The organism is Paractinoplanes polyasparticus (assembly GCF_019710575.1).
GTDB lineage: Bacteria > Actinomycetota > Actinomycetes > Mycobacteriales > Micromonosporaceae > Actinoplanes > Actinoplanes polyasparticus.
The window spans coordinates 24,813-44,287 of record NZ_JAHWFK010000034.1; the positions used below are offsets into that span (position 1 = coordinate 24,813).

Consider the following 19,475-nt stretch of genomic DNA (forward strand, 5'->3'; position numbering starts at 1 on the left):
AGGGAGTTTTGGAACCCCCGTTTTTTACTTCTGTTTTCCGCCGCGGGCGTGCTCAGCGCCCTCATCGGTTCTCCTCCATCTTGAACAGGCTGGAGATGACCCGCAGCGCGAACGTCGCGACGATGATCGTCAGGATCACCACGATGACGCCGGCCGCGGAGGCCTCGCCGTACTCGAACTTGCGGAACATCGTCAGATAGATCTCGTACGGCAGGTTGGTCGTCGCGGTGCCCGGCCCGCCCTGAGTGATGCTGAAGATCGCGTCGAACGTGTTGACCAGGTAGATCGAACCCAGCAGCGCGCCCAACTCCAGGTATTGGCGCAGGTGGGGCAGGGTCATCCGGCGGAAGATCTGCCACGCGTTCGCGCCGTCGACGCGGGCCGCCTCGAGCACCTCGTGCGACTGCGACTGCAGACCGGCCAGCAGGATCAGCATCATGAACGGCGTCCACTGCCAGACCAGGGTGGTGATCACGGCGGCCTTCGGGTACGACGAGACCCAGTCGGTCGAGCCGCCGAAGATGCCGTTGATCAGCCCGTAGGTCGGGTTGAAGAGGGCGTGCTTCCAGAGCAGCGCCGCGGCGATCGGCATCACCAGGAACGGCGTGATGAGCAGGGTCCGGACGATGCCGCGGCCGAAGAACTTACGGTCCAGCAGCAGCGCGAACACCAGGCCGAGGACGAGCGAGAAGATCACCGCGCCCGCCGTGAGCACCACGGTGTTGACCAGGGCCGACCGCAGCCGCGAATCGGTCAGGACGGTGACGTAGTTGTCGAACCCGACGAACGGCTTGTCCCCGGGGCGCAGCGCGTTCCAGCTCAGCGTGGAGAGATAGATCGTGTAGAGGAACGGCACCTGGGTGATGACGATGGCGAAGATCAGCGCGGGCAGCAACGGCGCCCGGCGTACCCAGCGGTCTTTGGCTCCGCCCTTGGGGGGCCGGACAGGCGCCTGGGCGCGCCTGCCCGGCCGGGCGACCGTAGTGGTCACTTACTTGTACTTCTTCGCCACGTCTTCGGCCTGCTTCTGGCCGTCGGCCAGCGCCTTGTCGACCGTGTTGCTGCCGGCGATGGCCGCGCTGACCTCCTGCGACACCTTGGTGCCGAGGTCTGCGAACTCGGGGATGCCGACGAACTGCACGCCCAGCGCGGGCCGGGGCTGCACACCCGGGTTGGTCGGGTCGGCGTGCTCGATCGAACCGAGCGTGACGTCGGCGAACGCCTTGGCCGACTCCTTGTACTCCGGGATCGAGTACGTCGAGGTTCGCTTGCCGGACGGCACCCGCGACCAGCCGAGCTGCTCACCGACCAGCTTCTCGTAATCCTTGCTGGTCGCCCACGACATGAACTTCCAGGCGGCGTCGGCCTTCTTGGTGGTCTTGGGCATGGCCCACGCCCACGTCCACAGCCAGCCCGAGTACTCCGTCTTGTTCACCGGGGCGTACGCGTAGCCGACCTTGCCGGCGACCTTGCTGGCGTTGGGGTCCTCCAGCGTGCCGGCGGCCGACGTGGCGTCGTACCACATGGCTGCCTTGCCCTGGCCGAACGTGTTGAGGCACTCGGTGAAGCCGGACTGCGGGGCGCCGGGCTGACCGTGCTGCTTGAGCAGGTTGACGTAGAAGTTCGTGGCTTCCTTGAACTCCGGCGAGTTGACCTGCGCGTTCCAGTCCTTGTCGAACCAGGTGCCGCCGTACGTGTTGACGACCGTGGTCAGCGGCGCGAACAGCTCACCCCAGCCGGGCAGGCCGCGCAGGCAGATGCCGGAGACGCCCTTGCCCTTGTCGTCGAGCTTGGCGGCGAAGTCGGCCACCTGGGCCCAGGTGGGCTTCTCGGGCATCTTGAGGCCCTTGGCGTCGAAGAGCTCCTTGTTGTACATGAGGAACGACGACTCGCCGTAGAACGGCGCCGCGTAGAGCTTGCCGTCCTCGCCGCTCAGCGACGACACCATCGGCTTGATCAGGTCGTTCACGTCGTACGCGGAGTCGGCCTGAGCCTGCGTCGACACCTCGTGCAGCCAGCCGTTCTTGGCCCAGATCGGCACCTCGTACGCGCCGACCGTGGCCACGTCGTACTGTCCGCCCTGGTTGGCAACGTCCTGGGTAACTTTGTCCCGCAGTTCGTTCTCCGGGAGGATCGTGAACTTCACAGTGATCCCGGTCTGCTTCGTGAAGTGCTCGGCGGTCAGCTTCTGGATGTCCTCCATCTGCGGGTTGCCGACCATCAGCGCGGTGATCGTGTTGTCGGCCGAGTCGCCGCCGCCGCTGGTGGTCGAGCCGGCGCCCGAACAGCCGGCCGTGAAGGCCAGCAGCCCGGCCACGACCACAGCTAGTTTTTTGGACATGGTGGAACCTCCGTTTTATCTAAAACGGCGAGTGGGGAGTGGTGAATCTCAGACCCGGATGACTTGCGGTCCTAGCCGGGAATAGCGGTTCGCCTCGGAAACCGGCAGTGCGGTGTCCGTGACCAGTGACTCGAAATCAGATATCTCGGCGAATCGGCAGAATGTGCGAACGCCGAATTTTGTGTGAATGCCGACGAAGACCCGGCGGCGGGCGGCCGCCACCGCACGTGCCTTCACGTCCGCGACGGCCGGGTCCGGTGTGGTGAGGCCGACCTCCCGTGAGATCCCGTTGGCCCCGATGAAGGCCAGGTCGATCACGAAGCCGGAGACCATGGCCGCCGCCCAGTGGTCGACGGTGGCCAGCGTGCGTCCCCGCACACGGCCCCCGAGCAGCAGAACGGTGGCCGGCGAGTTGGCGGCCATCCAGGCCGCGGTGTTGAGCGACGCGGTCACGACGGTGAGCGGCCGGTCGGCCGGCAGCGCCTCGGCGATCAGCTGAGGCGTGAAGCCCTCGTCGATGAAGATCGTTTCCGCGTCCCCGATGAGGCCGGCCGCGGCCGCCGCGATCCGCCGCTTCTCGGGCACCCCGCGAATGGTCCGCATGGCGAGGTCGGTCTCGAATTTCGCGGTCTCCACGGGATAGGCCCCGCCGTGGGTCCGCCGGATCAGGCCGTGCTTTTCCAGCAGGCGCAGATCACGGCGAATGGTTTCGGCGGACACGTCGAGTTCGGCCGCGAGTTTCGCGACCTCGACCTCACCGTGCCGGCGGGCCAGGGCGACGATCTGATGCTGTCGCTCGTCCGCATTCAATTGCCGCCACCTCCCGCCTCGTTGACCGACCTATTTGTAACACCGGAGAAACCTGTGGCCTCCATCACAAGGTCACAGACTTCGTTGTTTACTTGCCCGTTTCACCAGCTTCCGGGGTCGATCAAGATCGTTCTAAACTACGACCAAGCGCGCGAATCGCCTGACCGTTTCCCGGGAAATCATGACCACATCGTGACCGGTCGTGTGAGCTCGGGCGGGCCCGTTTCCCTCATGTGGGACCGTCCGGGGACGACTGGACAATCGTGCTAGCGACAGATCAGCTCGGTGAGTTCCTCTCCACGGTCGCGGACCGCCCCGAGGGTCCGGCCGCGCACCACGCTGCCGTGGAATGTGCGGCTCGCGCCCTCGATGCCGACATCGCCGTCCTCATGATCGAAGACAGCGTCGTGGCGACCGTCGGCCTGCCGCCCGACAGGGTGCCCGCACATCCACTGGCTGAGGTCGCCGCCGGTCGGCAGACCACCCTCGAGCTGCCCCACGGGCAGTACGCGGCCACCTACGCCACGATCGGCGGCGCGGCCAACGGTGTGCTGGTCCTCGGCCGGGCCCGCGCGCCGTTCACGGCCGAAGAGGTCTGCCTGCTCCGCGGCCTGGCCCGCGTGCTCGAGCTCAGCCTCCAGTCGCTGCACATGATCGAGTCGGAGCGGCGCTACGCCGAGGAGAAGGGCCGCCTGCTCGGCTACCTCGACCAGGGCCGGCGCGTCTTCGAGGAGATGGCTGCCGTGCAGCGGGCGATCGGCCGGCGCGTGCCCGTCCCGCAGATCTTCGACATGGTCCTGGTCGCCCTGCGCGACCTGCTCGGCGTCGACATGGTCGCGATCAACCTGCTGGACGCCGACGACCGTACGTTCGGCAGCACCGTCGCCGCGCTCGGTGTGCCGCCCGGGTCGGCGGCCAAGAGCCGGCGCATCCCGGTCGCCTCCGGCGGCGTCTCCGGCCTGGCGATCCTCGGCGACGAACTGGTGGCGGTCGAGGACTACGCCTCGTGCCCGATCGCGCTGCCCCCGATGACCGCCATCCAGCTCGAGTCCGTCATGGCCGCCCCCGTGCGGGTCAACGGGCAGGCCGTGGGGAGCCTTACCGTCGGCACGTTCGGCGCCCGCCGGGTGTGGGAGAAGCCCGCCCGCGAGATCCTGCAGGCGTTCGCCGAGCACCTCAGCCTCGCGCTGACCGACGCCCGCACCCAGGAGGCGATGAGCCAGGCTTTCCTCGACTCGCTGACCGGTCTGGCCACCCGCGCGCTGTTCCAGACGCGCATGGAGGAAGCGCTCGGCCACGCCGGGCTGGGCGGGGCCGTGCTCTTCGTCGACCTCGACCGTTTCAAGGTCGTCAACGACTCGCTCGGGCACGCGGCGGGCGACGCGCTGCTGACCGGCGTCGCCGACCGCATCCGGAACTGCCTGCGCGACGGCGACACCGCCGCGCGCCTGGGCGGCGACGAGTTCGCGGTGCTGCTGCCCGGCGTCCTCGACGCGGACGAGGCCGTGCCGGTGGCCGAGCGCATCCTGGCCGCGCTGCGCGAGCCGTTCGACCTGCTCGGTTCCGAGACGTTCATCAGCTCCAGCATCGGCGTCGCGTTCAGCGGCCCCGACCAGCACGCCGCGGCCGAGCTCATGGTCCACGCCGACCTCGCGATGTACCAGGCGAAGAAGCACGGCAAGGACCGGTACGAGGTGTTCGAGCCGGCCATGCAGGAGGCGTTCCAGGCGCACATCGCGCTCGAGGCCGACCTGCGCCGGGCGGTCCTGCGGCACGAGTTCGAGCTGCGCTACCAGCCGATCGTGCACCTGCAGACCGGTGAGATCAGCGGTGTCGAGGCACTGATCCGCTGGATGCACCCCCAGCACGGCATCGTGCCGCCGATGGACTTCATCCCGCTCGCCGAGGAGACCGGCATGATCGTGCCGATCGGCGAATGGGTGCTGCGCGAGGCGACGACCCGCGTCGCCGAGTGGAACGCCCGCCGCGAGGGCCCGCCGCTCTCGGTCAGCGTCAACGTCTCGGCCGTGCAGCTCGAGCAGGCGGCGCTGGTCCAGGTGGTGGAGTCGGCTCTGAACTCGGCCGGCCTGGCGCCCGACCGCCTGGTGCTGGAGCTGACGGAGTCATTGCTGGTCGACCACCGCGCAGCCACGCTGGAACGCCTGGGCGCGCTCAAGGCTCTCGGCATCCGCCTGGCCATCGACGACTTCGGCACGGGCTACTCGTCGCTGGCCTACCTGCGCCAGTTCCCGGTCGACATCATCAAAATCGACAAGTCCTTCGTGGACGACGTGGTGGACGAGCCCACCGCGGCCGCGCTCACCCACGGCATCATCCAGCTGGGCCGCGCGCTGGACCTGTCGACGATCGCCGAGGGCATCGAGCACGCGGGCCAGCTGACCTCCCTGGCCGGCGGCAACTGCGAACTGGGCCAGGGCTACTACTTCGCCGAGCCCCTGACCGGCGCCGCCATCGCCGACCTGCTCTTCCCCTGAAACGCACCTTCTTCGGACGAGCCCTGCACGCTGACCGGCGCCGTTCGGGCGGGCCTCGCACGCTGACCGGCGTCCTTCGGGCGGGCCTTGCACGCTGATCTGCGCGAGAATGCGGCCGTGCGGGAGCGACCGGACGGCCTGAGCGACGATGACCTGATGCGCGGCCTGGCCGCGGGCTGGAACCTGCGGCCGCGCGAGATCGAGTTCCTCCCGGTGGGCGCCGGCGGCTACCACTGGGCCGTCAACGACGAGGGTGGCGGGCGCTGGTTCGCCACCGTCGACGTAAGTGCCGATCTGTCCACCCTCAGGCAGGCACTGGGCACGGCAACCGCGCTACGGAAAGCCGGCCTCACCTTTGTGCTCGCCCCGGTCCCCGACCGCGACGGCGACGCGGCCCGCCCGTTGAGCGCGCAGCACGCCCTGTCGGTCTATCCCCTGGTGCCCGGAACAGCCGGCGACTTCGGCCCGCATGCGGCGGCCGAACGGAACGACGTCCTGAACCTGCTGATCGACCTGCACCGGACCGACCCACCCTCGATCACGCTGCGCACCGACCTGCGCCTGCCCGGCCGCGAGGATCTGGAGACGGCGCTGGCCGCCCTGGACGCCCCGTGGACGGGTGGCCCGTACGCCGAGCCGACCCGCAAGATCCTGAGCCGCCACGCCGCCCGCATCACGGCCTGGCTGCACGAGTTCGACGAGCTGGCCGCATCCGTCGCCCCCGCCACCGAATGGGTGGTCACCCACGGCGAGCCCCACCCCGGAAACGTCCTCCGCACGCCCGACGGCCCACTGCTGATCGACTGGGACACCGCCCGCGTGGCCCCACCCGAACGCGACCTCTGGATGCTGACCAGCGCCATGATCGGCGCTCCCCCGGCCCCCGACGACAGCCTGCTCGAGACCTACGAGCATCGAACCGGCCGCTCCGTCTCCCGCCCGGCGATCGCCTTCTACCGCCTCTGGTGGATCCTCGCCGACCTGGCCATCTACACCGCCGAGCTCCGTCACCCCCACACCGCCACCCCCGACCGGTCCGACTCGCTCCGCTACCTCACCGCCTGTCTCGAGTAGGGCCGTCCGCCTGCTCGCCTCGATGATCGCCGCCGCCGAAGCCGCCGGGCACCCGGCCGGCGTGTCAGGTGTCGTGCGAGAGGCGCTCGCCGACTGGCTCGACCGTCACGCCGGCCGCGCCAACGAGGTGCGTGACGCTCGCGGGGCCCTGGCCGTGCTCCAGCGCGTCATCAGCCACCTCGACAGCGCCGCATGACCAGTTCTCGCTGATCCGTATGCAACAACCTTGCCGGGCTCACGAGCGATCCTGGCCGGCACAACCTTGCCGGGCTCACGCGCGATCCTGGCCGGCACAATCTCTCGTCCGGCGAAACGCTCAAGGCAGTCGCGGCTGGAGCAGAGAAACGACTTCGGCCAGGTCGGGTGGCTCGAGGCGGTCGGGAAGGGCCGGGAAGTCGGCCGGGCTCACCCAGTCGTGGCCGAGCAGGTCCTCGACCTCGTACGGCATCAGGCCGGCGCCGGAAAGAGGCGGGCGCGCGGTGTCGTAGCGGGCCGCGAAGAACTGCTCGTTGCCCGCGAAGAGACGGCCCTTCCAGGTGGTCTCGCGGTAGACGTCGAGGAAACTGTCGCCGATGCGGGCGGGGTCGAGGCCCGTCTCCTCGGCCAGTTCGCGCCGGGCCGTCTCGAGCGGGGTCTCACCCGGCTCGATGCCACCGCCGGGCGGTTCCCAGAGACGGGCGCCGTCGTGCGGGTCGCGCCAGTTCATCAGAAGCACCCGGCCGTCGGCGTCGAAACAGACCACGCGTACGGCCGGGCGGTGGAAGGTCTCCATGATCCGACTCTAGGCGCGGGCCTCGACCGGCAGCAGGGCCTCGAAGTCGGCGGCCGGCATCGGGCGGGCGAAGTGGTAGCCCTGGGCGGCCCGGTATCCCAGTTCGCGCAGCCGCTCGGCCTGCTGCGGGGTCTCGACGCCCTCGGCCACCACACGCAGCTTCAACGCCTCGGCCAGGTGGGCCACGCCCGCGGCGACCGACACGCGGCCGTCGGGGTCGGCCTGGGTGAACGCGCGGTCGAGCTTGACCTCGTCCAGGGGCACGTCGTGCAGCAGGCTCAGCGGTGAGCTGCCGGTGCCGAAGTCGTCCAGAGCCAGCTTGACGCCGAGCGCGCGCAGCTCGTCGAGCATCGTGAACGACTCACCCGGCTCGACCGGCATCGACTCGGTGATCTCCAGGGTGATCTGGGTGGCGGCCACGCCGTACTCGTCGAGGAGAGCCGACAGAGCGGTGGCGAGATCCGGTTCCCGCAGGTCACGCGACGAGATGTTGATGTTGAGGAGGGTGCCGGCGGGCCAGTCGGCGAGCTGGCGCAGCGAGGTGCGCAGCACCCAGCGGCCGAGGGGCACGATCAGGCCCGTACGTTCGGCGAGCGGCAGGAACGCGTCGGGCGCGAGCGTGCCGTGCACCGGGTGGTTCCACCGCACCAGGGCCTCGGCGCCCAGCACCCGGTGGCCCTCGTCGAGTGTCACGATCGGCTGGAAGAGCAGAAACAGCTGGTCGTCGCGGATCGCGTCCTGCAGTTCGGCCCCGACCGAGGCGGCGGCCATGTCGGCGTCGTAGTGCAGGGCGGCCGTGCCGGGGAGCGCCTTGGCCGCGTACATCGCCATGTCGGCCTGCCGGAGCAGCAGGCTCGGGTCGTCGCCGGAACGGCCGTCGGCGATGCCGATGCTCGCCCGGATGGGCAGCTCGTGACCGTCGACCGGCACCGGCGCCCGCAGGGAATCGATCATGCGGCGGGCGGCCAGGTCGGCCGCGTCGGGGCCGGCGCCGTCGATCACCACCACGAACTCGTCGCCGCCGAGCCGGGCCACGGTGTCCTCGACGCGCAGGCAGCCGGCCAGGCGCTGGGCGACCGCGACCAGCAACTGGTCGCCGACCTCGTGCCCCAGGGTGTCGTTGACCTCTTTGAAGTCGTCGAGGTCGATCAGCGCGACTGCGACCGGACGGTCGCCCGGGCTCTCCAACGCCCGGCGCAGCCGGTCGTGGAAGAGCACCCGGTTGGGCAGCTGGGTGAGCGCGTCGTGGGTGGCGTTGTGGTCGAGGCGGCGCAACAGCCGGCCGTTGTCGCGGAACGCGGTGATCTGGCGGAGTACGACGACGGCGGTCAGCAGCACGGCGGCGACCACGATGATCCGGCGGTCGCTGCTCTCCCGCCACGTGACCGCGATCAGCAGCCCGTCGACGACGGCGACGGCCAGATAGGGCAGGAAGCTGAACGGACGCCGGCGGACCGGCTGGACGCCGCGGCGCGGGCCGGGCCGGGCAGCGCGCTGACGCCTGCCGGCCAGCACGGCGCAGAGGAAGAGGGCCGGCAGGTCGATCATGTCGGGGAACAGGTTGGGGTCGAGGGCCGCGAACAACGGCCGCAGCGTGGGCCCGATCGCACCGATCGCCACCGCGACGCCGATCATCCGCAGGGCGCCCGGTTCGATCTGGTTCTGGCTGGTGAGCAGGAACTTGGCGACCGCGAAGACGGCGAGCAGGGCGAGCAGGCTCAGCGCCAGCGAGGTGAAGAGCATCCGAGGATCGCCGTCCTCGAGCGCGTACCGGCCGGAGAAGTGCCACAGGTAGACGGCGCAGGCCAGCATCACTGCGCCCGCGTCGAGCACCACGCGGAACAACTCGCCGCGGGTCTGCCGGCCGAACGGTAGGCGGAGCAGGGCGTACATGACCAGCACGACGGCGATGCCCTGGAAGCCGATCTGGCCGACGCTGACGCCGGCATGCACCGGGTCGGGCACCGTGAGCAGGTGGTAGGCCTGAGCGGCGTTACCCAGCCCGACCGGCAGGCAGACCCACGCGATCCGCCTCCAGAACAGGCGTACCGGCGGGGGAAGGTGTTCCGTGCGGGCGGTCCGGACGCAGTCGACAGCAAGCACCGCGGCGCCGACGACGACGGGCAGCCACAGCAACGCCTACGTGATCACCGGGTGGACGGCGTTGACGACCACGCCGGCGATCACCGCGGCCAGCAACACGGCGGATACAGGCAGTGTTCGACTGCCACGGGTCCAGACCATGCCCATCCGGCCGCCTCCTGAGGAAAAAGTGCTCCCGTTCGATCGGCTTGTGGTGGACGAGGGTGAGGAATTGCGCTGTGACCCAGGTCCCCGGCGGAAACACTCGCGGGGCGGCCATACTTTGACACTGTGCTGCGACCTGCGACCTACGCCGAACGGGATCTGATCCTGCCCTGGCGCAACCACGAGTCGGTGCGTGCCGTGAGCCTGACCACGCACGAGATCAAGCCCGAGGAGCATGCGAAGTGGTGGGAAAAGCGGTGGCGTGATGTGCTGATCTACGAAGACGATGCAGGCACGCCCGCCGGCGTGGTGATCTTCGACGGCAACACGTGGTCCTTCTATCTGGACGCCGCGGGGCTGGGCGACAAGCTGCTCTTCGCGTGGATGCGCCTGGAGAGGGAGGCCGTCGACTACGCCTTCGGCACACTTGGCCTGGAAACCCTGGGCGGCGAGACCCTGGCTGACAACAAGCAGGTGCTCGCCCTGCACCGGCGCTTCGGCTTCAAGGAGACGCGGCGCTACGAACGACTCGTCGACGGTGAGATGAAGACTGTCGTCTGGACGGAGAGAGGGAAGTAATGACTGAGTTCGGGCCCGAGAAGCGGCCGTACATCGTCGCCGAGATGTCGGGTAACCACAACGGCTCTCTCGGCCGGGCGCTCGCGCTGGTCGACGCGGCGGCGGACGCCGGCGCGGACGCGATCAAGATCCAGACGTACACGGCCGACACCATGACCGTGGACGTGAAGCACCCCCGGTTCCAGATCTCCAAGGGCCACGAGCTGTGGTCCGAGGCCTATCTGTACGACCTCTATGAGCGCGCGCACACGCCGTGGGACTGGCACGAGCCGATCTTCGAGCGCGCCCGCGAGCGGGGCATCACGCCGTTCTCCAGCCCGTTCGACCGTACGGCGGTCGAGTTGCTCGAGAAGCTCGACGCCTCGCTCTACAAGATCGCGTCCTCGGAGATCACCGACCTGCCCCTGATCCGCCTCGCGGCGAGCACCGGCAAACCGATCATCATCTCGACCGGCATGGCCTCGGTGAAGGAGATCGCCGCCGCGGTCGAGGCGGCCAAGGGCGTCGGCGCCACCGACATCACCGTGCTGAGTTGCACCGCTTCCTACCCGGCCCCGCCGGAATACACGAACCTGCGCCGCATCCCGGTGCTGGCCCAGATGCTCGAGCTGCCGATCGGTCTCAGCGACCACACGCACGGCATCGGCGTGCCGATCGCGTCGGTCGCGTTCGGCGCCTGCCTGATCGAGAAGCACGTGACGCTGGACCGCGCGGACGGCGGCGTCGACTCGGCCTTCTCGCTCGAGCCGGCCGAGCTCAAGGCGCTGCGCATCGAGTCGGAGCGGGCCTGGCAGGCGCTGGGCACCACGCACATCGGCCCCACCGAGGCCGAGAAGGAAGGCCTGCGGTTCCGGCGCTCGCTCTACGTCGTGGCCGACGTGAAGGCGGGCGACAAGGTCACGCCCGAGAACGTACGGTCCATCCGCCCGACCGGCGGGCTCGAGCCGGACGCCATCGGGCTGGTCCTCGGCCGCACCTTCGTGGCCGACGCCGCCAAGGGCACGCCGCTGACCTGGGAACTGATCTGACCGGACAGTAAAAAGGGGGCCCCTCGGGGCCCCCTTTTTTCACACCTGTTGCTGCTTGGCGGCTGCCTTGCGGGCCCGCCGGTTGCGGACGAACTTGCGGCCGTCGCGCACGATCACCCGGTAGCCGCTGCGGGCCACCATGAGGACCCGGCCCGGCCAGGTCTTCTTGTAGAACTGGACCTCCCAGTCCATCTTGCTGACCGCGAGGTCGCGCGACTTGATCATCTGCTCGGTCCACTCCATCATCGCCAGCAGATGGCTCGCCTCGTACCGCTGGCGCCACAGCGCCTCGGTGAGCTCGCGGAAGCCGGGCACGTCGACCGAGGCCGTGCCGGGCGTGACGGCCAGCAGCTGGAGCCGCCGGTCGTGCTGGTCGGCCAGGCTCAGGTCGAACTCGGCCGCCTCGAGCTGGACGTGCAGCTCGACCGCGGCGCGCACCCGGTCGGCGTCGACACCCCGGCCCACCATGCCGAGCATGATCGCGGTCAGGTCGACCGCGCTCGACGTGATCTGCCACGGGTGGGGCTGACCCGACGTGATCAGCTGCACGGCGAACTGCCAGATCGCGCGGACCACGGCGAGCTCGACGGTCACCGGCTCGATCGGCTCCCAGCGGGTGGGCAGCAGCGCCGGGCCCTGGTCGGTGACCAGGACGTCGGCCAGGCCGGCCAGCGCGACCGGGCCGGTCAGCCGGCCGTCCTGAGCCTGGCCGCGCAGCCAGGAGTCGAACTGGCCCAGCTCGAAGCGCAGGGCGCGCAGGTCACTGGTGGCTGCGTGGTGCAGCAGGCGCTCTTCCAGCACGTAACCGGACTCGGCGCCGGGCGTGGACGGCTCGCTGACGCGACGCAGGCCGGCCCGCTCGAGTGGGCCGGAGAGCGGCTGGAGAACGGTCGTGCGGACGTCACCCTGCTGCGACGAGACCTCGTACGCGAAGCTGCCGCTCGCATCGCCGACCAGCAGCTCGTGGCGGTCGATGCCGGCGGCGTCACCGGCCCGGGCGATGACCAGCCAGGCCGGGGCGACCGTGGCCTCGGCGCCGGCGCGCAGCGACCGGCTGACCAGGCGGCGCGGGTCGCTGAGCACGGGACGGTTGCGGTAGGCCGCGGTGAAGGCGCGGGACAGCGCGGTGCCGAGCTGGGGGCGCAGCGGCGAGGAGACCACGCCGAGCAGGCCTTCGCCGACCAGGACGGTCGGGACGGCGGGCTCGGGGAACACCGCGTACGAGGCGCCGACCGTCAGGCCGGACTCGGCGAGCCGGGCCGCCAGCTGTTCCTGCGAGGCGGGACGCTGCGGGTCGTTCTCGTCCTCGGGGGCATCCCAGTCCGAGTCGAGGCGCTCGCGGTTGCCCGGCTCGAGCCGGACGGTGTGGTGCACGCCCAGGTGGTTGTCGTGAACCAGCAGCAGGACGCCGTCGGGCCGGACCGCCTCGGCCAGCCGATCGATCAGCCGGGCCGGGGACATCTGCTCGCCCTCGGTCGAGTTCAGGCGCTCCACGCCGTCGGCCGCGACGACCAGGTCGAACCGCTCACCGGCGTCGAGCTTGACCGCAGCGCCGGACAGGACGGTGACCCGCGAGTGGTTGCGGGCCGCGTCCTCGGCGTCGATCAGCGAGCGGAGCAGCCAGCTGACCGAGGCGCCGCTGTCGGCCAGAGCGACGACGACCTCGTCGGCGTGCGGACCGGCGACCAGGACCGAGCGACCAGGACCGGCGTACTGCCCGATCAGGTGGCGAAGGGCGGCGCCGCGCGGCAGCGCCTCACTACGCTGCGGGTCGCGGTCGCTCCAGTTGAACATCTCGCCGCCGATGCGCCGCAAGTTGTTGACCGGCGGCGCGGTAAGCGCAGCAGCGAAGTCCGTACCCTGATTGGGAAGCAGGGCAGCGGAGCGCTCCGACATCACTTCACCCTCTCTGTGGAAGCTGGCCGACCCGATTTGTGCTGAGGGGCCGGCGGGCGGGCGTGACCGCAGTGATTGTTGAAGTGCTGCATTCCCTCGTCCATCGCCGGCTGCTGGTGCGCTGCCATCTAGTGTCACTCGGGCGCGCGATATCGGCAGGTCCTCGAAGACCCGCGAAGTCGGACGCCGAAAGGTACCACTCAAGGTTAAGTTCCGCGCAGACCGTTAGGGAATCGTTCCCCGGTCATCCCGGCGAGCCGCCCGGGCGAAATGTACCCGAATGGCGGGTAAGTGCGGCTCCGACCGGAGGCTCCGGGTGACGCCTGAAAGGAAGCTGTGTGGCACACATCACGAGATGACGACCGTAACTTCGTTCACGCGCGCCGCCTCCCCAAGATCATGGCCTACTGTGGACAGTCCGGCCGGGGCGGACGCCGCCACGTTCGCCCCGGTCACAGCCCCGGTAGCGTGATGCAGTGAACCTTCGGACCCTCACCGTGATCGCCGTCGGCGGCATGTTCGGCGCCCTGACCCGCTTCGGTCTGAACACTGCCTGGCCCCATCCCGAGGGCGGGTTTCCCTTGGCCACCTGGCTGATCAATGTGTCCGGTTGCTTGGTGATCGGTGGCATTTCGGTGCTTGTTCCCGCGCCGCGCCGCTTGCGGCTTTTCCTGACCACCGGCTTCCTGGGCGGATACACGACGTTTTCGACGGCGATGACCGACGTCGTGGTGTCACCGACCGTGATCAGCTTCGCCTATCTGGTCGCCACGGTTGCCGGCGCCCTCCTGGCCGTCTGGGCCGGCAGCTCCCTCGCCCGGCGGGTGCGGCGATGACGGTCCTGCTGGTCGCCCTGGGGGCAGCGGTCGGCGCGCCGCTGCGCTACCTGACCGACCAGGCCCTGCGCGGCCGGGCCGGAACTTTCCCGCTCGGCACGTTCGCCGTCAACGTGGCGGGGTCACTGCTGCTCGGCTTCCTGATCGGGGTGCCCGTGCCGCCGGCGCTGGGCGCACTGCTCGGGACGGGGTTCTGCGGAGCGCTCACCACGTATTCGACCTTCAGCCTGGAGGCGCTGACGCTGGTCGAGAACGGGGAACGGGCGCGGGCCCTGACGTACGTGCTGGCCAGCCTCACCGTCGGCCTGGGCGCCGCCTCCCTGGGTCACCTGGCCGGTTCCACCCTCTGAGGATTCGCCCGGCGGAGGCAGGATCGACGCATGGAATTGGTCAAGATTTTGCAGTCGGCGGCCGATGGGGTGTTCCCGCCGGCCGACGGGGGCACCACCGTCGTCCCGCAGCCGAGCGTGCGCGACGCCGGCGTGCTGGCCTGCACGGCTCACACCGTGATCTTTCTGGACGACGACCCGGAGTGGATCCACGCCACGATCGCCGGCCTTGACTGCGACCCGCTCGCGGCCACCATGAACCCGGTCTTCCTGGCGGCGTTGATGGCCCGCACCGGCCGCACCACCGAGACGATCGACCTTCTCACCGTGGCCCCCGCCCTTCCCGGCCCACCTCCGCTGCCCGTCACCGAGCAAGACCGAGATCATCCCCGGGTACGCCGGGCACTCACCCGCCGCGACGACGTGCGCACGTGGTCGGCGCCGGGCGGACTGCTCACGATCGGCCGTGGCGTGGCGGGTCGCTGGGAGGTCTCGATCGAGGTCGACGAGCAGACGCGCGACCGTGGTCTGGGCCGCACCCTCGCCCTGTCCGCCCGCCACCTGATCCCGCCCGGCTCGGTGCTGTGGTCGCAGCAGGCCGCCGGCAACGCCCGCAGCGTCCGCGCCTTCCAGTCCGCCGGCTACCGCCCCGTCGGCGCCGAGATCCTCCTGCACCCCGCCCACTGACGGAGGCACCCCGCCCACTGACAGAGGCGCTCCGTACGCCGACGAGGACTTCGCCCACAGACAGAGGTCGGGGCCTCGGCGGAAAGCCGAGACCCCGACGGAAGGGGGAAGCACGTCAGGCGACGGTGGTCAGCTCACGCTCGCGCGGCTCGGGGGCAGCGGCCGGCGGGGGCTCGTGGGCGATCTGCGGCAGCCAGCCCAGCCAGCGCGGCAGCCACCAGTTCTTCTCGCCCAGCATCGCCATCACGGCCGGCAGCAGCACGGCCCGGATGATGGTCGCGTCGAGGAGCACGGCGGCGGCCAGGCCGATGCCCAGCTGCTTGGTCGACGCCATCGGCAGCGTCGCGAACAGGGCGAACACCGCCACCATGACCACCGCCGCGCTCGTGATGACGCCGGCCGTGCGGCTGATGCCCTCGCGGACAGCCTGCCGGGTCGGCAGGCCGCGGTCGTGGCCCTCGCGGATCCGGCTCAGCACGAAGACGTGGTAGTCCATCGACAGTCCGAACAGGATGATGAAGAGGAACAGCGGCATCCAGTTGGTGATGCCGCCGGACGCCTGGAAGCCGAGCAGGTCCTCGAAGTGGCCGTACTGGAAGACGAAGACCAGCATTCCGTACGCCGCGGCGACCGACAGCAGGTTGAGCACCACCCCGGTCAGCGCGACCACGACCGATCGGAACGACACCAGCAGGAGCAGGAAGGCCAGGCCGAGCACGAAGCCGAACACCCAGGGCAGGCTGGCGTTGAGCCGCGCGTTGAAGTCGGCGCTGCCCGCCGCCTCACCGGTCACCAGGGCTCCCGCCCCGAAGGCGGCCGGCGCCACGTCGTCCCGCAGCAGGTCCAGCGCCTTCTCGTCGGTCAGGCCGACCGAGACGACGGCTACGGTGCCCGCCGGGTTGAGCTCCACGTCGACCGGGCCGGCGAGCCGGCCACCGCTGTTCTCGACGGCCTCGCGGAAACCGGTGACCTTCTGCTCGAAGCCCGCGCCGGGCGACTGCACCACGACCTCGGCCGGCGAGATCTCGCTCGGGAAGGCCTTCTCGACGGCCAGGTAGGCCTGGACGATCGGCGCGTCGGGCGACAGGTCCTCGATACCCTCGCCCTTGGTGCGCAGGTCGAGTGCGGGGGCGGCCAGGGCGGCCAGCACGCCGACGGCCAGCACGGCCGAGATCAGCGGCTTGGCCAGCACCAGGCGCAGGAAGCCGTTCCACATCCGGCCTTCGCTGCGCTTGCGGTACAGGCCCGGGATCTTGACCGCGTCGACCTTGTCACCGAGAGCCGACAACAGGGCCGGCAGCACGGTCAGCGACCCGAGCACGGCCGTCGCGACGACCAGGATGGTGCCCATCGCGAAGCTGACGAACGTGGCGTCGTACGTCAGGAACATGCCCGCCATGGCGACGATGACGGTGAGACCGGAGATCCAGATCGAGCGGCCCGAGGTCTGGGCGGCGATCACGAGCGCGCGGTGCGGGTCGGCCCCGTTGCGCCGCTCGTCCCGTTCCCGGCGGATGTAGAAGAGGCAGTAGTCGACGCCGACCGCCAGCCCGACCAGCAGCATCACGTGCGCGGTGGTGTCGACCGTCGGCGCCAGGCGGCTGGCGAAGGCGAGCAGGCCCATGGCGGCCATCACGGCCATGATGGCCAGCGCGACCGGCAGCAGGGCGGCGACCACGGCGCCGAACGCGACCAGCAGGATGCCCAGGGTCACCGGGATGGAGAGGATGCCGAGCTGGGTCAGGCCCTTCTCGAGGTCCTCGCCGATCAGCTTGTCGCCGCTGGCCGAGCCGCCCTGGGCGACGTAGAGGTCGGGGTGTTTCGCCTGCACGGCGGCGACCGTGTCGAGCGAGGGCTGCACCCGGTCGGCCGCAGTCTCCGAATCGCCGCTGATGCTGAACGTGACCAGCGAGGAGCGCTTGTCGGGCGACTCGACCGGCGGCTGCACGTCGATGACGTTCGCCGTGCTCTTGAGGGCCTTGGTCAGGTCGGCGATCGCGGCCTTGCGGTCGGCGCCGGCCCGGTTCTGCACGATGACCATCTCGCCGGCCGGCTGCTCCGGGAAACCGGCCGCCTCGACGATCCGGTCCGCCTTACCAGAATCCCCGTGTCCCTGGTCCGACGACGTCGCCTCGAGAGTGCCGAAGTATCCACTGAGTACGGTTACGCCGATCACGAAGGCGATCCACCCGAGGATCGCGAGCGCTCGGTGGCGGGCGCTCCACAACGCGGCGCGGGCCGCGATTCCCTTGACGTTTTCCCTGTTGTCCATGGGAAAGACGCTATGAACAACCGGGATCCCGATCGATACAGCAGACCCGCGTATCGGGGGTAGTGGTAGCCCTACCCCTGCAGATAGGCCAGCACTGCCATCACGCGGCGGTGCTGCTCCTCGTCCTGGTGCAGCGAGAGCTTGGTGAAGATGTTGCGCACGTGCTTCTCGATCGCGCCGTCGGTGACAACCATCTTGCGGGCGATCGCGTTGTTGGACAGGCCCTCGGCCATCAACCCGAGCACCTCACGCTCGCGCGGGGTCAGGTTGCGCAGCGGGTCGTCGCGGCGGCGCCGGACGAGCAACTGGCTGACCACCTCGGGGTCGAGCACCGTGCCACCGCCGGCCACGCGGCGCAGGCCGTCGAGGAACTCGGCGACCAGGGACACCCGGTCCTTCAACAGGTAGCCGACCGCGCCCAGGCGGTCGGCCAGCAGGTCGTCGGCGTACGAGACCTCGACGTACTGCGAGAGCACGAGGATCGGGGTGCCGGGCACCAGGCCGCGCGCCTCCACCGCGGCCCGGAGCCCCTCGTCGGTGTGCGAGGGCGGCATGCGGACGTCCACGATGGACACGTCCGGCTTGTGCTCGACGATCGACGACACGAGGGAAGGCCCGTCGCCGACGGTCGCCACCACCGTGTGGCCGTTCTCTTCGACGAGCCTGACGAGACCCTCACGCAACAGCACCGCGTCGTCGGCAATCACCACCCGCATACGCACATGCTGTCAGATGCTCGAGTTCTACACGGGGAGGGCTGCGGTGAGCCTCGTCCCTCCCCCGGCCGGGCTCGAGACGTCGAGCACGCCGCCGGCCGCGCGGACCCGGTCGTCCAGGCCGGCCAGACCGTGACCCTTGGCGACGCTCGCGCCGCCCACCCCGTCGTCGGCGATCGAGACGATCAGGCCGGTGGCGTTGCGCTTGACGCTGACCTGGACCTCGTTGGCGTGGCTGTGCTTGGCCACGTTCGTGAGCGCCTCGGCCACCACGAAGTACGCCGTCGACTCGATCGTGGGCTCGAGGCGGTCGGCCAGCGTGGCGTCCAGCTCGACGGGGACCAGGCTGCGGCCGGCCAGCGCGGTCAGGGCGGCCTGGAGCCCCCGGTCGACCAGGATCGGCGGCGCGATGCCGCGGGAGAGCGCGCGCAGCTCGTCGAGCGTCTCGCGGGTCTGGGTCAGCGCCTCGGCCACGGTGGCCCGGGCCGCCTCGGGGTCGGTGGCGAACTGCTGCTCGGCCCGGCCCAGGTCCATCGCGAGACGCACCAGGCGCTGCTGCGGGCCGTCGTGGATGTCGCGTTCGAGCCGGCGCAGCGCGTTGGCCTCGGCTGAGACCGCGGCCGCCTTCTGCTGCTGAGCCACCGTACGGGCCGCGTTGGCCTCGGCGACCTGCTCGCGCAGCTCGTTGACGCCGCTCAGCAGGCCGCGGGCGAACCACGCCTCGAGCAGGGCGGACGCGCGGACCACGGGGTAGAGGGTGCCGAGGAAGAAGACGCCGACGGCGAAGTAGAAGAGGATGCGGGTGGCGGTGCCGTCACCCATGCCGAGCAGCTCGGGCAGGTCGGTGTTGTCTTCCGACGACGGGACCGACCACGCCCAGAACGGCGCGGTCAGGCCGCCCATGGCGCCGGACCACCAGGTGACGACCAGGCTGAACGAGATCGTGCTGGGGATGAAGCGGAACATCCCGTGCAGCATGTCGAGCCAGGACTGCCCGTCGCCCAGGACGCCCAGCGCCTGGCGCACGAAACCGCCCTCGGGCGACTTCTTGTAGTACGGGTTCGGGACCTTCTGGCCGAAGACCGGGCCGATCCGGGCCCGTTCCAGGGTGGCGAAGCCGCGCGCGGTCATCAGCGCGGCGATCATCAACGGGATGCCGACCCAGATGATCACCAGCCCCAGGCCGGTGAAGAACAGGGTCATGAACAGCGTCACGGTGACCAGGCCGATCGGGAAACCGATCAGCACGTACTGGGTGTCGATGCCGACCTGGCGCACCAGCCGGGCCAGGGGTGAGCGCGTGAGGGAGGCTTGCGTCGTCATGCTGTTGACGCTAGGCATCGGCGCGCTCCGTTCCGATCCTGCCCACCGCCGGATCGACGGTAGGGTTAAC

Annotated in this window: 17 protein-coding genes; 8 read left to right on the plus strand and 9 right to left on the minus strand. The window is 70.0% G+C overall.

Going from position 1 to position 19,475, the window contains the following annotated elements:
• Positions 1-61 precede the first annotated feature (61 nt).
• From KXC43_RS30620 to KXC43_RS30630, 3 genes are read right to left on the minus strand one after another with little or no spacing between them, the layout of a single operon-like run.
• Positions 62-991 (minus strand): carbohydrate ABC transporter permease, encoded by a 930-nt coding sequence (locus KXC43_RS30620; RefSeq protein ID WP_221379667.1) that lies wholly within the window; start codon positions 989-991, stop codon positions 62-64.
• Positions 992-2,341, minus strand: a complete 1,350-nt coding sequence (locus tag KXC43_RS30625; RefSeq protein WP_221379668.1) for an ABC transporter substrate-binding protein — start codon at positions 2,339-2,341, stop codon at positions 992-994.
• Between the two features lie 48 nt (positions 2,342-2,389).
• Positions 2,390-3,151: a DeoR/GlpR family DNA-binding transcription regulator gene (locus KXC43_RS30630; protein ID WP_221379669.1), complete on the minus strand. Its 762-nt coding sequence runs from the start codon at positions 3,149-3,151 to the stop codon at positions 2,390-2,392.
• A 263-nt stretch (positions 3,152-3,414) separates the two neighbouring features.
• On the opposite strand from KXC43_RS30630, the gene KXC43_RS30635 reads away from it, so the two are divergent.
• From KXC43_RS30635 to KXC43_RS30645, 3 genes are all read left to right on the plus strand, one after another.
• Positions 3,415-5,646, plus strand: coding sequence for a putative bifunctional diguanylate cyclase/phosphodiesterase (locus tag KXC43_RS30635; RefSeq protein WP_308129327.1), 2,232 nt, complete (start codon positions 3,415-3,417; stop codon positions 5,644-5,646).
• Positions 5,647-5,763: 117 nt separating this feature from the next.
• Entirely contained in the window at positions 5,764-6,720 is a 957-nt protein-coding gene (locus KXC43_RS30640) for a phosphotransferase (protein WP_308129328.1), read from the plus strand.
• A 22-nt stretch (positions 6,721-6,742) separates the two neighbouring features.
• Entirely contained in the window at positions 6,743-6,916 is a 174-nt protein-coding gene (locus tag KXC43_RS30645; protein WP_221379671.1) for a hypothetical protein, read from the plus strand.
• A gap of 120 nt (positions 6,917-7,036) precedes the next feature.
• On the opposite strand, the gene KXC43_RS30650 is transcribed toward KXC43_RS30645, so the two are convergent.
• Positions 7,037-7,492, minus strand: a complete 456-nt coding sequence (locus KXC43_RS30650) for an NUDIX hydrolase (RefSeq protein WP_221379672.1) — start codon at positions 7,490-7,492, stop codon at positions 7,037-7,039.
• Positions 7,493-7,501: 9 nt separating this feature from the next.
• On the minus strand, positions 7,502-9,628 hold the full coding sequence (locus tag KXC43_RS30655; RefSeq protein WP_255645114.1) for a putative bifunctional diguanylate cyclase/phosphodiesterase: 2,127 nt from the start codon (positions 9,626-9,628) through the stop codon (positions 7,502-7,504).
• 237 nt (positions 9,629-9,865) lie between these two features.
• On the opposite strand from KXC43_RS30655, the gene KXC43_RS30660 reads away from it, so the two are divergent.
• Positions 9,866-10,318 (plus strand): GNAT family N-acetyltransferase, encoded by a 453-nt coding sequence (locus KXC43_RS30660; protein ID WP_221379673.1) that lies wholly within the window; start codon positions 9,866-9,868, stop codon positions 10,316-10,318.
• Complete coding sequence (gene pseI / locus KXC43_RS30665) at positions 10,318-11,346, plus strand: pseudaminic acid synthase (protein ID WP_221379674.1); 1,029 nt, start codon at positions 10,318-10,320, stop codon at positions 11,344-11,346. Before KXC43_RS30660 ends, pseI begins: the two co-directional genes overlap by 1 nt.
• A gap of 39 nt (positions 11,347-11,385) precedes the next feature.
• Here pseI and KXC43_RS30670 read toward each other — a convergent pair whose 3' ends face one another.
• The gene (locus KXC43_RS30670; RefSeq protein ID WP_221379675.1) at positions 11,386-13,242 is read right to left on the minus strand and encodes a class I SAM-dependent methyltransferase; all 1,857 of its coding nucleotides are present in this window, start codon (positions 13,240-13,242) and stop codon (positions 11,386-11,388) included.
• Positions 13,243-13,739: 497 nt separating this feature from the next.
• Here KXC43_RS30670 and KXC43_RS30675 point away from each other — a divergent pair, with 497 nt between their 5' ends.
• From KXC43_RS30675 to KXC43_RS30685, 3 genes are read left to right on the plus strand one after another with little or no spacing between them, the layout of a single operon-like run.
• Complete coding sequence (locus tag KXC43_RS30675; protein ID WP_308129329.1) at positions 13,740-14,078, plus strand: fluoride efflux transporter FluC; 339 nt, start codon at positions 13,740-13,742, stop codon at positions 14,076-14,078.
• Positions 14,075-14,428 (plus strand): fluoride efflux transporter CrcB, encoded by a 354-nt coding sequence (gene crcB / locus KXC43_RS30680; RefSeq protein WP_221379676.1) that lies wholly within the window; start codon positions 14,075-14,077, stop codon positions 14,426-14,428. The genes KXC43_RS30675 and crcB overlap by 4 nt, the downstream gene beginning before the upstream one ends.
• Before the next feature lie 30 nt (positions 14,429-14,458).
• Positions 14,459-15,094, plus strand: coding sequence for a GNAT family N-acetyltransferase (locus KXC43_RS30685; protein WP_221379677.1), 636 nt, complete (start codon positions 14,459-14,461; stop codon positions 15,092-15,094).
• 115 nt (positions 15,095-15,209) lie between these two features.
• Here KXC43_RS30685 and KXC43_RS30690 read toward each other — a convergent pair whose 3' ends face one another.
• The 3 genes from KXC43_RS30690 to KXC43_RS30700 all read right to left on the minus strand — a co-directional run bounded on the left by KXC43_RS30690 (position 15,210) and on the right by KXC43_RS30700 (position 19,423).
• Complete coding sequence (locus KXC43_RS30690; protein WP_221379678.1) at positions 15,210-17,366, minus strand: MMPL family transporter; 2,157 nt, start codon at positions 17,364-17,366, stop codon at positions 15,210-15,212.
• A gap of 71 nt (positions 17,367-17,437) precedes the next feature.
• A complete protein-coding gene (locus KXC43_RS30695; RefSeq protein WP_221379679.1) occupies positions 17,438-18,082 on the minus strand; it encodes a response regulator in 645 nt (214 codons plus the stop codon).
• Positions 18,083-18,109: 27 nt separating this feature from the next.
• A complete protein-coding gene (locus tag KXC43_RS30700) occupies positions 18,110-19,423 on the minus strand; it encodes a sensor histidine kinase (protein ID WP_221379680.1) in 1,314 nt (437 codons plus the stop codon).
• Between the last annotated feature and the right edge of the window lie 52 nt (positions 19,424-19,475).